The sequence below is a fragment of the Curtobacterium sp. MCBA15_016 genome (genome assembly GCF_001865105.1).
Classification (GTDB): Bacteria; Actinomycetota; Actinomycetes; order Actinomycetales; family Microbacteriaceae; genus Curtobacterium.
On record NZ_MJGR01000026.1, the window covers coordinates 32,528 to 45,824 of the forward strand.

Here is a 13,297-nt window from a genome sequence, read left to right on the forward strand (position 1 = left end):
GCCGGCGCGAGCGCGCGGCCAGGCGTCAGCGCGCGGCCGACACCTCGCGCCGCTTCGCGAACATCGCGATCGCGTACTGGACGCCCGCCAGCACGTGCCCGACGGTCCCGAGGTAGACGAACACGAGGGCGACGACGCGGACCCACGGCGCGTTCTCGTCGACGGTGTGCACCGCGGAGAACAGCAGCACCGGCAGCCCGACGAAGAGCAGCGCCGACCGGATCTTGCCGGTCCACGTGACGTCGAGGTCCGGGTTGCCGTGGAACAGCACGCTCGAGAGCACGACGAGCACCAGGTCGACGAGCACCACGACGGCGACGACCCACCACGGCAGCAGCCCGGTCAGCACGAGCGACAGCACGATCGCGATGATCGCGAGTCGGTCGGCGACGGGGTCGATCGCCTTGCCGAGCTTCGAGCCCTGGTCGAACTTGCGCGCGATGAAGCCGTCCGCCCAGTCGCTCACCCCGATGACGACGAGCGCGACGAGCGCCCAGCCGGGGTGTCCGGCGACGACGAGCCACACGAACACCGGGATCAGCAGCAGCCGGAACAGCGAGATCAGGTTCGGCCAGGTCTGCCAGTCGGGGCGCTCCCGCACGGTGTCAGTCATCGCAGGACAGGCTACCTGCTCACCAGTGCGGCGGGACGTCGCGCCGGAGCTGGTCGTCGTTCTCCCCGTCGCGGTGGCGGGCCGGTTCCGGTGGCGCCACCGGGTCGTAGCCCGGCACCGGCTGGGTGGTGACGCGCCTGCGGCGCCGCACCGCGCCTCCCGGCTGCGCATGCGCCTCACCGTCGTCCGTCGCCGACGGGACGGGAGGCGCGGCTGACGACGCGTCGTCGGCCCGCGTCCACGTGCCCACCAGCTGGTCCGTCTCGGGCGTCACCGGACCGGCCGGCCGGGAGGCCCGCCGGCTCGGCCGAGGAGTCACCGGCGTGCGGGGATCGGGGGAATCGAGATCTCCTGCGTGGCACCGCGGTCGACACCGAGCACGGCGGCGACGGTGTTCGCGACGCGGTCCGGGTCCGAGAAGAGCTGGAACGCGTGCACGCGCACGTAGTGCCAACCGAGTCGGCGGAGCACCTCGGGCCGGAGCCGGAGCGACTCGCGGAGCGACCCCTTCACGAGCGTCGCGTCGGTCTCGATCGTGACGCACACCCCACCGTGCGCGGCGACCAGTCCGAGCTTGCCGCGGTGGCCGAGCGCGACGGGGATGCCGCGCATCTCGAGGCGACGGGCGAGGTCGACGAGCAGCGGGTCGGAGTCGTCCGGGACGTACTCGGCCGTGGTGCGCGCACGGACCTCGGCGAGGATCTCGGCGAGGGCGACGGTGCCGTGGCCCATCCGCTCGGCCTCGATGTCGGACGGCTGGAAGCAGGTGACGATGACCATCGAGCGACGTGCCCGGGTCATCGCGACGGCGAGCAGGCGCTCCCCACCGGGCTTGCCGAGCGGACCGAAGTCGCGCAGGACACGGCCGTGCGGGGTGCGGCCGTAGCCGATCGAGAACACGACGCGGTCGCGGCTCTGGGCGACGGACTGCTCGAGCGTCGCGACGATGAACGGCTCGGCCCGGTCGCCGATGACGAACTCGGTGAGGTCCTTGTGCCCCTGGGCCGCGGTGAGCACGGCCTGCTCGACGCGGACGGCGTGCTTCGCCGAGGCGGTGATGACCATGAGCGACTCGGTCGGACGGGTGCGGGCGTGGTCCATGACGAGCCGGACGACGCGGTCCACCTCGGCGTCGACGCTCTCGACCGCCCCCGACTCGGGGTCCGGCACGGCCTTGCCGTCGCTGACGTAGTCGAGCGCGATCGAGCCGTGCCCGAGGAACGAGCCGGCCCAGGGCAGCGACTCGATGCGTCCGCCGTAGAAGCGACGGTTGACGAGCTCGGCGAGGTCCTCGCCGCCGGCGCGGTACGAGCGGGTGAGCGACAGGGTCGGCAGCAGCGTGGAGAGCTTCGCGAGCGCGGAGTCGGCGTGGAAGGCGTCGAGCGTGCCCTCGTCGACCTGCAGCGCGCGGTGCGCCGGGTCGACCGCGATCCGGAACGGCGACGGGGTCTGCGTGACCGGGTCGCCGAACACGACGGTCTGACGGGCACGGCGGACGGCCCCGACGGTCTCGGCGATGGTGACGGCGCCCGCGTCGACGAGGATCACGGTGTCGAAGGGCATCGTGTCGGCGATCTGCGAGACCTCGTACGGCGACGCGAGCCACACGGGTGCGATCGACCGGGACAGGTGCGGCGCGGAGTCCTGCAGCAGACGCGAGGTGATCGCGCCGTCCCGCAGCTGGGTCTTCAGCGCGGTGGCCTCGTCCGGCCAGTCGACGAGTCCGACCTTCCAGTTCTCGGCCAGCTGCCACGCCAGGCCCTGGGAGACCCCGGCCGCGTGCGCGTCGTCGACGAGCCGGAAGTCGGCCTCGACCCGGTCGAGCATGTCGGTGTTCGCGCCGAGCAGGGCCCGGTCGGACTCGAGCATCGTCTCGAGGGCGGACTGCCACCACGCGAGCTCGAGCTCGGCGGGAACGTGGGTGTCCGGCACGTGGCGGTTCGCCAGGTCCGTGATGAGCGGTTCGAGCTGCAGGTCGCGCAGGGTCTGCATGAGCTCGGTGCGCTCCTGCAGGTTGTGCAGGACGTCGGACTCCTCGGCGAGGCGGGCGATCGTCGGGACGAGCTCGTCGATCGGCACGTTCGCCAGCTGGGTCTCGCGGGCGGTGCGTCCCAGCGGCTCGTCGAGGCGCGCGAGGTCCTCGACGACGTTCGAGAACAGGACCTGGACGTCCGCGATGCCGGTGGGCACCTCGGGGTTCACGCCGGCGGCGACGTAGCGCTGCCAGAGGACGCGCTGCTGCTGGACGCGGGTCAGCGCCTCGTGCAGGTCGGACACGTGCACACCGGGGCGGACGTACTCGCGGGCGAGCTTCTTCAGCCGGCGCCGGTTCGTGCTCGACATCGGCGCACCCTCGCCGCGCGGGGCGGTGGCGGCCACGAGCTCGGACACCGAGCGGTCGAAGACGACGGGCAGGAAGCGGTCGAGGGTGTCGCGGATCTCGGTGAGCAGGCGCAGGTAGATGCCGAGCTCGTTGATCGTCGTGAACTGCCGCATGTGCGTCGTGGCGACGAGGTCGTGGGCGCGGCGGAGCAGGGTCGGCAGGCCGTCGGCGTCGAGGTCCTTCGCGATCCGGTGGGCGCGCTGGGCCCCGTCGCTCGAGGAGAACTTCGCGCCGTACCAGGGCGAGTCGTCCGGGCCGTAGCGGAACTCGCCGAGGTTCGCGGCGCTGACCATCGTCTCGGCGACGCGCGAGCGCCCCTCGACCATGCTCGTCACCGAGGTCTTCGACAGCCGCGCGGTCGTCGACGGCGGGACGGGCAGCAGCGACAGGCGCGACAGCTCGACGAGGCAGTCGAGCACCGAGACGCGGAAGTCGGGGTCGACGCGCGTCAGCGAGCCGCGGTAGTCCTTGAGGACCTTGCGGAGCCGGACCAGGGCGTCGTCGACCTCGCGCAGGTTCGGACGCGAGGCCTTCTCGTTGCGGGCGATCGCACGGACGACGTCACGACGGAGGGTGCCCGGGGTCACGGCGACGCCGGGGAGCTGCACCTCGGAGAACCGCGCCGCGATGCCGCGCAGGGTCGCACGGCGCGGGCTCACCACGAGGACGCGCTTGTTCGCCGCGACCAGGCCGCCGAGCGCGTTCACGATCGTCTGCGTGCCACCCGTGCCCGGGAGGGTCTTCACCACGATCGAGTTGCCGGCCGTGATCTGTGCGATCACGTTCTCCTGCTCGTCGTCGGCGTCGAGCAGGAGCGTGTCGGTCTCCGGGCTCCGCTCGTCCGACGGGGTCTGCTCGACCGGGTGGTACGACTGCTCGACCTGCCACTTGGCGCTCGGGTTGCCGGCGAGGGCGTCGAGCACCGGGTGGGACAGGTCCTCGGTGTCCTCGACCATCCCGGTCGCGACCTCGGCGAAGGTGGACACGACCAGGCGTGCGTGCACCGAGAAGCCCGGGATGTGCGCGGTGAGCCCGCGGAGCCGGTCGATCACCGGGTTCGGCGTGAAGGAGCCGTCCTGCTGCGCGAGCGCCACGAAGGACTGGGCGTCGAGGATGACGCCGAACTGCTCGTGCAGCGCGTCGGCGAGGCCGGGGTTGAGGACGGGCTCGCCGAGCAGGCGGACCTCGAAGTCGCGGCCGTGCCGACGGATCGCGAGCGGGCGCAGCAGCACCGGGCCGCGGAACTGCTCGTCGCCGTGCTGCCAGTCGGCCATGCCGATGCCGAGCTTCACGGCGTCGATGCCGCGCACGGTGGACAGCTCGGTGCCCTTGGCCTCGACGTGACCGGCGGCGATGCGGGCGGCCCGGAGTGCCACCTCGTCACGGATCAGGCTCGACAGCAGCGTCGTCTTGCCGGTGATGAACTGCGCGAGGCCGCCCGGGTGCGTCGTCGAGAGCTCGATGCGGGCCCGGGGGTGGTCGGCGAAGTGCGTGAGGGGGCTGGTGCCGCCGACGCCGGTCAGCTGCTTGCGCCAGACGTCCCAGGCGGGCTCGGCGGCGTTGCCGGCCTGGAGGCGCGGATCACCCAGGCTGATCGCCTGCGGACTCGTGAGCTGCAGTTCCGGGCGCAGGGTGCGGTCGGGTTCGTCCGTCACGGCGGTCTCTTCCTGCTGCCCCCGTCGGTCCTGCTCCCCCTGCTGTCCGTCGCGTCCGTCCTGCTGTCCGTCGCGCCCGTCCGCGGGCGCGTCGGCGCCCTCGACGGGGACGTCGTCGTTCACGTCGTCCTCGCCGTCGGTCACCCTGTCCGCTCGCCACACATCCGACACTGTAGGCGGAAGCGGGCTGGCACTCTGGCAATGAACCGAGGTTTCGGACTTTCCGGCCCCCGCCGACGCGCGACCGGGCGCGCCGGTGTGGTACCAACGGGGCATGGCCATCGACGACCGCACCGCTCCCCCCACCCCCGCGCCGGAGTCCGCTCCCGCACCGAACCGGCGTCGATCGGTCCCCGCCGAGATCTCCCGTTCGTGGCTCCTCGTCTCCGGCACGGCGACCGATCGGTTCGAGAAGTCGCAGCGGTCCCGTGCCGACCAGATCATCCTGGACATCGAGGACGCGGTGGACCCCGCCGCCAAGCCGTCGGCCCGCCAGGGCGTCGCCGCGTGGCTGGCCGGCGGCGGCGAGGCCTGGGTGCGGATCAACGACGTGACGACGGACTTCTGGGCGGACGACGTCGAGGAGCTCCGCGGGCTGCCCGGGCTGCAGGGCGTCATGCTCGCGAAGACCGAGTCCCCGGCGCAGGTCACCGACACGTGGCACCGACTCGGCGGCCAGACCCCGGTGATCGCCCTGGTCGAGTCGGCCCTGGGCATCGAGGAGTCGGTGTCGATCGCGAAGGCGCAGGGGGCGTTCCGGCTGGCGTTCGGCTCCGGCGACTACCGGCGGGACACCGGGACGAGCGCGGACACGCTCGCGATGGCGTACCCGCGGTCGAAGCTCGTCGTGGCCTCCCGCGTGGGCGACCTGCCCGGCCCGATCGACGGCCCGACGGTGGGGTCGTCGCACCCGATCCTCCGCGAGCAGTCGCAGGTCGCGGTCTCGCTCGGGCTCACCGGCAAGCTGTGCCTCGACACCGAGCAGCTGCCCGTCATCAACGAGGTCATCTCCCCCACGCCGACCGACGTCGCCTGGGCGCAGGACTTCCTCGACGACTTCGAGGCCCGCGGCCGGGTCATCCGCGACGGCTCCGACCTGCCCCGACTCGGTCGCGCGCAGAAGATCCAGCGCCTCGCACAGGCGTTCGGCGTCGAGGCGCGGTAGGACTGCACCCATGACCTGGTCCAACGTGCCCGGCGGTCCGCCGCAGTCCTCACCCTCCGACCCCACCGGTGCCCAGCGGGCCACGTGGGAGCAGGGCGGCTCGACGCTGTTCCCGCCGGGGAAGCTCGCCGACCGGATCTCGACCGTGTTGCTCCTGGCGTTCGGCGCCGTCATGACGGTCGTCACCGCGGTCGTCGGGATCATCGCCGTCATCTCGGCGACGGCCACGTGCGACGCCGCCACCGGCTGCACCCCGGGTGGCTACATCGGTGGGACCGCGATCGCGGTCGGCGGTGCGTTCGTGATCGGCGTCGCCACGATCGTCTTGTCGATCGGCGCGTGGATCCGCCGTCGGACGTCGTGGTGGATCGCCGCGATCGGCTTCGTGCTCGCGATCGTGGTCATCACGTGGGGCGGCGTCGTCTTCGCGGGAGCTGCGGACGGCGGCTCGGCGTCCTCGTCGGTCTCGGCCACCGCCTGACGCCTGCGGCCCGGACCGGGGTAGCGTCCGGGGCATGGTGACGGTCTCGCGGACGACGGTCGCGGTGGTCGGTGGCGGCCCCGCCGGGGTCGTCCTCGGCCTGCTCCTCGCCCGTGCCGGCATCGCGGTCCGGGTCATCGAGAAGCACGACGACTTCAACCGGGACTTCCGCGGTGACACCGTGCACGCCTCGACGATCCGGCTGCTCGACGAGCTCGGGCTCGGGGAGCGGTTCGCCGCCCTGCCGCAGTCACGCCTCGACGACTTCTCCCTGCCGCTGCCGGACGGCTCGCGCGCGCTCCTCGGCGACTTCTCGCGCCTGCGCCCGCCGTACGACCACGTGGCGATGGTGCCGCAGTGGGACCTGCTCGACCTGCTCGTCACCGCCGCCCGCGAGGAGCCCTCGTTCGAGATCACGATGGGTCTCGCGGCCACCGACACGATCGAGGAGAACGGCGTCGTGACGGGCGTGCACCTGGCGCCGTACCGCGATCCGGACGGCGGCACCGAGGAACTCCGCGCCGACGTCGTCATCGCCTGCGACGGCCGTGACTCGGTGCTGCGCAGCGCCGCCGGCCTGCACCCGCGGTCGTTCCCGGTGCCGTTCGACACGTGGTGGTTCCGGCTCCCCCGCGAGCCCGGCGACGCGACGACCGCGCTCGTCCCGGCGTTCTCCGGCACCGACGTCCTGCTCAGCTTCCCGCGGCCCGACTACCACCAGGTCGCGTACTTCGCGCCGAAGGGGTCGGACGCGGCCCTCCGCGCCGCCGGGGTCGAGGCCTTCCGGGCCCGGGTCGCGCGGCTCCGACCGGACTTCGCGGGCCGCGTGGACACGATCGCGTCGATGGACGACGTGCACGTGCTCGACGTCCGGATGGACCGGCTCACCCGGTGGTGGCGTCCGGGGCTGCTCTGCATCGGCGACGCGGCGCACGCCATGTCCCCGGCGGGCGGCGTCGGCATCAACCTGGCGGTGCAGGACGCGGTCGCGACGGCTGCGATCCTGGCGCCGGCGCTCGGACGGGGGCTCCGCGGCGCGGACCTCGACCGTGCCCTCGCCGCGGTGCAGCGGCGGCGCACCCCGCCGGCCGTGGTCGTCCAGACCGCCCAGGCGTTCCTGCACCGCGTGGTGTTCGAGCGGGCCTTCGCCGGGGCCCTGCAGGCCGGCCCGCCGCGGCTCCCCGTCCTGCTCGCCCGGTACGTGCCGCCGGTCCGCGGCCTCTACGCGCGCGGGATCGCCTTCGGACCGCTCCCCGAGCACGCCCCCGCCTGGGCACGGCGCTGACCCTGGACACGACCCGTCCCTCCCGGCGCATGCTGGGGACATGAAGCAACGAGTCATCGGAGACGTGTCGGTCAGTGCCATCGGACTCGGCGGGATGCCCATGTCCATCGAGGGGCGTCCGGACGAGCGGCAGTCCATCGCGACGATCCACGCCGCGCTCGAGGCCGGCGTCACGCTCATCGACACCGCCGACGCGTACCACCTGGCCGCCCACGACGAGGTGGGGCACAACGAGTCGCTCATCGCGAAGGCCGTGCGGGAGTTCCACGGCGACACCTCGGACGTCCTCATCGCCACGAAGGGCGGGCACCTCCGGCCCGAGCCCGGCCCGTGGGCGCAGAACGGCCGTCCGGAGTACCTCAAGGAAGCGGCGAAGGCATCCGCGAAGCGCCTCGGCGTGGACGCCGTCGGGCTCTACCAGTTCCACCGTCCGGACCCGGCGGTGCCCTACGCGGACTCGATCGGTGCGCTCGCCGAGCTCCTCGACGAGGGCGTCATCCGGATGGCCGGCATCTCGAACGCCGACCCCGACCAGATCTGGACGGCGAACGAGGTCCTCGACGGCCGACTGGCCTCGGTGCAGAACCAGTTCTCGCCGAAGTTCCGCTCGAGCGAACCGGAACTCGCGCTGTGCGACGAGCTCGGGATCGCGTTCCTGCCGTGGAGCCCCCTCGGCGGCATCGCGAACGCCGCGGAGCTCGGCACCGCGTACGAGGACTTCGCGTACATCGCCCGCGACCGCGGCGTCAGCCCGCAGGTCGTCGCGCTGGCGTGGGAGCTGCAGAAGAGCGACGTCGTCGTCCCCATCCCCGGGGCGTCGCGCCCGCAGTCGATCCTCGACTCGGTGACGGCCGCGACCGTCAAGCTCCGTCCCGAGGACGTGGCCCGACTGGACGCGTCGCAACCGGCGGCCGCGTAGACGACGCGACCCGCGCCTCCTGGACTGCCCTGGAGGCGCGGGTCGCGATCACGCGTCGGCGCGCGTCAGGACTGGCAGACCTCCTGGAAGTCCTTGCCCGTCGTCTCCAGCTTCTGGAGCCCCTCGGTGAAGCCGGAGCTGGACAGCGCCGACGGGTCCTTCGAGGCCGCGAGGTCCTTCGTCATGCCGACGAAGTCCGAGAAGGCGCCCGCGAACGCGTCGGTCTTCGGCTTCACCTCGGTGTTGGTCACCTTGTCGGCGCTGTCCTCGAGCGTGGCGTCGAACTCGTCGAGCTTCGCCATCGCGGCCTGCGGGTCGCTCTGCAGCTCGGTGAGCTGCATCTGCATGCCCTTCGTGGCGTCGGTGACCTCGTTCGTGAACAGCTTGCAGGCCTCGGCCTTGGTCTGGGTCGGCGTCGACTTGGCGGCGGTCGTGGCGTCCGAGCCGGAGTCACCGGCGGAGCAGCCGGCGAGGAGTGCGACGGCGATGGCGGCCGTGGTGAGCGAGACGAGCTTGGTGCGCATGGTGGTGGGTCCCCCCGGAGTCGTGCCCGCGACCCCGGGACGGGGTGCGGATCCGCGTCGAGGCTACATGGGAGATCCACAGGTGGGCCGCGTTCCCGGTGCAGTCGCTCAGTGCCCGCTGCGGAGCGGCGCGGCCGAACGGAAGAGCCCCTCGACGAGTTCGTCGATCCGGGCGTCGGCGATCGCGAGGTCTCGTTCGCCACGTTCCCTCGCAGCGTGACGCCCGTCGGCGTCCAGGACGCTCGTCCACGGGGTCGGGTGGACGTCGAGGCCGACGGACTGGTGGTAGTCGCGGTACTTGAAGGCCGCTTCGGTGGCGGCGGGAGACTTCAGCGAGACGAGGGTCGCGGGCGTCCGCAGCGCGTGCGCGAGGATCACGCCGTGCATGCCGGAGCTCATCACGTGCTCCGCCGCACCGAGCTCGGCGAGCATGTCGGCGGGCGTCAGGGTCGCCGGGAGGAGGCGCACCCCGGTCGAGCAGATCGCGGAGATCGTCCGCCGCTCGATCGCGGTCATGTGGGACGTGAAGTGCGTGACGAGCACTGTGCCGCGACGGCGATCCCGGGGCAGGCCCGGACGGAGCGACCGGACGAGGAGTCCCGGGTCGCCGATCTGGGTGGACTCCGGCAGGCCGAGCGCCGCCCGCGCGAGCGGTCCGCGGATCGCGAGGACGCGGTCGCGGACGGCAGCCGCACGGTCTGCGGGGATGTCCGGCGTGTGCAGGCCGGTCCCCCAGATCTGGCCGACGCCACCGCGCGTGAGGTACGGCACGATCGCGCTGCCGATCGCGACGACGTCCTCACGGCCGAGTGGCGCCCAGCGGACGCGCCGTCCGAGGGCCTCTGTGAGGACGAGCTCCGAGAGCTCGTCCCCGTGGTTCGTGAACGCGCGCCCGCGCCCGAGGGCGAGCCTGGACCACGCGGGGGCGTGGTCACGGAGTTCGTGCGCCAGCGTGCGGAGATCCCGACGGGGAGACCACCAGAAGGCGTTGATCGGTGTCGTCATGTGCTCTCTCTTCCACGCAGGTGTGACATAAGAATATCACATGCTAGAGGTTCCTCGCCCTGCTCGTGACGCGTAGCGTCGGGGCATGCGAGCGATCACCTCCGAGAACGGCACCCTCGACCTGCACGACCTCCCCGACCCGGTCCCCGGAGCCGGCGAGGTCCTCATCGAGGTCGCGGCCGCCGGGGTGAACAACGCCGACCTGCAGCAGGCGGCCGGCAACTACCCGCCGCCTCCCGGGGCGTCGGACGTCCTCGGCCTCGAGGTCTCCGGCACCGTCCGCGCACTCGGCGACGGCGTCGAGGGGTTCGCCGTCGGTGACCGGGTCTGCGCACTGCTGTCCGGCGGCGGCTACGCGGCACTCGTCGTCGCCCCGGAGACCCAGGTGCTGCCGGTGCCGGAGGGGATCGACCTCGTCGAGGCCGCGGGGCTGCCGGAAGCCGCGTGCACGGTATACTCGAACGTCGGCATGCTCGCCGGGCTCCGACCCGGACAGACCCTGCTCGTGCACGGCGGCACCGGCGGCATGGGGTCGCACGCGGTGCTCTGGGCGAAGGCGCTCGGAGCGACGGTGATCGCGACGTCCGGGGGCGAGCGGAAGGTGCAGGCCTCCCGGGAGCTCGGCGCGGACCTCGTGGTCGACCACCGCTCGGAGGACTTCGTCGCACGGGCGCTCGAGTTCACCGGGGGCCGTGGCGTGGACGTGGTGCTCGACGTCGTCGGGCCGGACTACCTGGCGCGGAACATCGAGGTCCTCGCGCCGAACGGGCACATCGCCGTGATCGCCTCGGGCAGCGGCCGCACCGGCGAGCTCGACCTCGGCGCGATGATGCGGAAGCGGGCGACGATCAGTGCGACGACCCTGCGTGCCCGGCCGCTCGACGAGAAGGCCGCGATCGTCGAGGCCGTCCGGTACAACGTCTGGCCGTTCGTCGCGGACGGTCGGGTGCGCCCGGTCATCGACTCGGTCCTGCCGCTCGCCGAGGCCGCCGAGGCGCACCGGCGGGTCCGGGACGGCGAGGTCGTCGGGAAGGTGCTGCTGACGCCCTAGGCGCGCGCGGCGCCCGCGGCGCCCGCAGCGCCCGCGCCCCCGGCCCCGGCCCGCTGGCCCCGGACGAGGTCGAGCACCTGCCCGCACTTCGCGCCGAACGTCGCGCGGAGCAGGTCGGCCGCGTCCGGGTCCTCGTCGAACCGCGAGGGCATGTCGATCGCCAGCATGATCGCGAAGATCATGCCGCTGCCGAGGAACCCCTGGACCTGGTCGTCGGCGATCCCGGCCTCGTCGCGCAGGAACCGGTAGATCTCGAGGAACCCGGCCCGGGCCGCGGCACCGATCGCCGGTTCGGCCCCGGAGACGAAGCCCTGCAGCAGGAGCGTGTGCAGTCCGCGCTCGGCGGCGAGGTCGACGAACTGTTCGCCGATGACGTGCGCCGGGGTGTCGTCGGGCCCGAGGTGGGCGAGGGTCTCGCGCCAGGCGTCGAGCAGGATGTCGAGGGTGTCGCGGAACACCTCGAGGAAGAGCGCCTCCTTCGAGCCGAACATCCGCACGACGTACGGCTGGCTGATGCCGGCTGCCGCCGCGATCTGGTCGGTCGTCGTGCCGTTGTAGCCCTGGCTGCCGAAGAGCCCGCGTGCCGCCTCGAGGATCATCGCGCGACGCTGCGCAGCGGGCATGCGGACGGCCGTCGCCGGTGCCGGTGCAGATGCCGGGGAAGTCATGGTTGACAGGTTATCAGTCGATTACTAGAGTCGCCCTTCGTAAGTAATCATCCGATTACCAAACGGAACGGATCCCCACCATGGAACGACGCATCCCGGTCTGGCTCGCCATCGCAGCCGCATCCCTCCCGATGTTCATGGCGACGCTCGACAACCTCGTCGTCACCAGCGCGCTGCCCGCCGTGCACGCCGACCTCGGCGCCTCCGTCGAGGAGCTGCAGTGGATCACCAACGCCTACACGCTCGCGTTCGCCGCGCTGATGCTCCTGGCCGTCGGCCTCGGCGACCGGCTCGGCCGCCGGCACCTGTTCGTCGCCGGCATCGCCGTCTTCACCGTCTCCTCCGCGTTCGCCGCCGTGAGCACCGACCCGACCTCGCTCATCGTCTGGCGTGCGATCGAGGGCGCCGGCGCCGCCGCGATCATGCCGCTCTCCCTCACCCTGCTCGTCGGGAGCGTGCCCGACCGGCTCCGCACCGTCGGCATCGGCGTCTGGGGCGGCATCTCCGGCCTCGGCGTCGCCCTCGGCCCGCTCATCGGGGGCGCCGTCGTCGAGGGCTGGAGCTGGGAGGCCATCTTCTGGCTCAACGTCCCGGTCGGCATCATCGCGATCCCGCTGGCCCTCTTCGCCCTGCCGAACACCCGCGGAGCCCGTGTCCGCGCCGACGTCGTGGGCGTGCTGCTCGCCGGCCTCGGCGTGCTCGGCGTCGTCTTCGGGGTCGTCCGCGGCAACGACGCCGGCTGGACGAGCGGCGAGGTGCTCACCGGCCTGGTCGGCGGCGGTGTCCTGCTCGTCGCGTTCGTGCTCTGGCAGGCCCGCACCAGCGCACCGCTCCTGCCCCTCCGGTTCTTCCGCGACCGGAGCTTCGCCCTCGCCAACGTCGTCGCGATGACGTTCTCGTTCGGCGCGTTCGGTTCGGTGTTCATCCTCATCCAGTTCCTGCAGGTCGTGCAGGGTCGCACCCCGCTCGAGGCCGGCGTCTGGACGATGCCCTGGACCCTCGCGCCGATGGTCGTCGCCCCGCTCGCAGGCATCGTGGCACCCCGGGTCGGCACGCGGCTGCTCATCACCGGCGGCATGGTGTTCCTCTCCGCCGGACTGTTCTGGATCGCCGGGACGATGGCCGCCGACGTCACCTTCACGACGCTGCTGCCCGGCTTCCTGCTCGCGGGCATCGGGATGGGCGCCGTGTTCGGTCCGATCTCGACGGCGGTGCTCGCACGGATGCCGCAGCACGACCACGCGAAGGCCTCCGGCGCGAACTCGACGCTGCGCGAGATCGGCGTCGCGCTCGGGATCGCCGTCTTGACCGCCGTCTTCACCGGGGCCGGCGGCGAGCTCACCCCCACCGGCTACGTCGACGCGGCCCAGCCCGCCGTGCTGGTCGGTGCCGCCGTGGTCGCGGTCAGCGCGGTCGTCGCGGCGTTCCTGCCCGCTGGACGCTCGGCACACGTCCCCGAGACGGTCGCCGACGACGGCCTGGAGGCGCGGCTCGCCCCCGCCACACCGGCCCCCGTCGCGTAGGTGGTCGCGCTCGCGGCGCTCGAGC

11 protein-coding genes are annotated in these 13,297 nt (G+C 72.7%); 6 read left to right on the plus strand and 5 right to left on the minus strand.

Going from position 1 to position 13,297, the window contains the following annotated elements; all coding sequences use genetic code 11:
* Positions 1–25: 25 nt before the first annotated feature.
* Positions 26–613, minus strand: a complete 588-nt coding sequence (locus BIV03_RS11615; protein ID WP_071295818.1) for a CDP-alcohol phosphatidyltransferase family protein — start codon at positions 611–613, stop codon at positions 26–28.
* Positions 614–928: 315 nt separating this feature from the next.
* Entirely contained in the window at positions 929–4,795 is a 3,867-nt protein-coding gene (locus BIV03_RS11625; RefSeq protein WP_071295819.1) for an ATP-binding protein, read from the minus strand.
* A gap of 130 nt (positions 4,796–4,925) precedes the next feature.
* Between BIV03_RS11625 and BIV03_RS11630 the strand changes: the two genes are divergently transcribed.
* From BIV03_RS11630 to BIV03_RS11645, 4 genes are read left to right on the plus strand one after another with little or no spacing between them, the layout of a single operon-like run.
* The gene (locus tag BIV03_RS11630; RefSeq protein ID WP_229085773.1) at positions 4,926–5,816 is read left to right on the plus strand and encodes a CoA ester lyase; all 891 of its coding nucleotides are present in this window, start codon (positions 4,926–4,928) and stop codon (positions 5,814–5,816) included.
* Between the two features lie 10 nt (positions 5,817–5,826).
* On the plus strand, positions 5,827–6,297 hold the full coding sequence (locus BIV03_RS11635) for a DUF6264 family protein (RefSeq protein WP_071295820.1): 471 nt from the start codon (positions 5,827–5,829) through the stop codon (positions 6,295–6,297).
* 34 nt (positions 6,298–6,331) lie between these two features.
* Positions 6,332–7,582 carry an FAD-dependent oxidoreductase gene (locus BIV03_RS11640; protein WP_071295821.1) on the plus strand — a complete coding sequence of 417 codons (1,251 nt, stop codon included), beginning with the start codon at positions 6,332–6,334 and terminating at the stop codon, positions 7,580–7,582.
* Between the two features lie 40 nt (positions 7,583–7,622).
* Positions 7,623–8,501 carry an aldo/keto reductase gene (locus BIV03_RS11645; protein WP_071295822.1) on the plus strand — a complete coding sequence of 293 codons (879 nt, stop codon included), beginning with the start codon at positions 7,623–7,625 and terminating at the stop codon, positions 8,499–8,501.
* 65 nt (positions 8,502–8,566) lie between these two features.
* Here the strand turns inward: BIV03_RS11645 and BIV03_RS11650 are convergent, their stop codons facing one another.
* Both BIV03_RS11650 and BIV03_RS11655 read right to left on the minus strand, forming a co-directional pair.
* A complete protein-coding gene (locus BIV03_RS11650) occupies positions 8,567–9,025 on the minus strand; it encodes a hypothetical protein (protein WP_071295823.1) in 459 nt (152 codons plus the stop codon).
* Between the two features lie 108 nt (positions 9,026–9,133).
* Entirely contained in the window at positions 9,134–10,030 is an 897-nt protein-coding gene (locus BIV03_RS11655; protein WP_071295824.1) for a polysaccharide pyruvyl transferase family protein, read from the minus strand.
* Between the two features lie 85 nt (positions 10,031–10,115).
* On the opposite strand from BIV03_RS11655, the gene BIV03_RS11660 reads away from it, so the two are divergent.
* Complete coding sequence (locus BIV03_RS11660) at positions 10,116–11,081, plus strand: NAD(P)H-quinone oxidoreductase (protein WP_071295825.1); 966 nt, start codon at positions 10,116–10,118, stop codon at positions 11,079–11,081.
* Here the strand turns inward: BIV03_RS11660 and BIV03_RS11665 are convergent.
* Positions 11,078–11,749 carry a TetR/AcrR family transcriptional regulator gene (locus BIV03_RS11665; RefSeq protein WP_083403387.1) on the minus strand — a complete coding sequence of 224 codons (672 nt, stop codon included), beginning with the start codon at positions 11,747–11,749 and terminating at the stop codon, positions 11,078–11,080. The genes BIV03_RS11660 and BIV03_RS11665 overlap by 4 nt on opposite strands.
* A gap of 80 nt (positions 11,750–11,829) precedes the next feature.
* On the opposite strand from BIV03_RS11665, the gene BIV03_RS11670 reads away from it, so the two are divergent.
* Positions 11,830–13,272 carry a DHA2 family efflux MFS transporter permease subunit gene (locus BIV03_RS11670; RefSeq protein WP_083403388.1) on the plus strand — a complete coding sequence of 481 codons (1,443 nt, stop codon included), beginning with the start codon at positions 11,830–11,832 and terminating at the stop codon, positions 13,270–13,272.
* Positions 13,273–13,297: the final 25 nt, after the last annotated feature.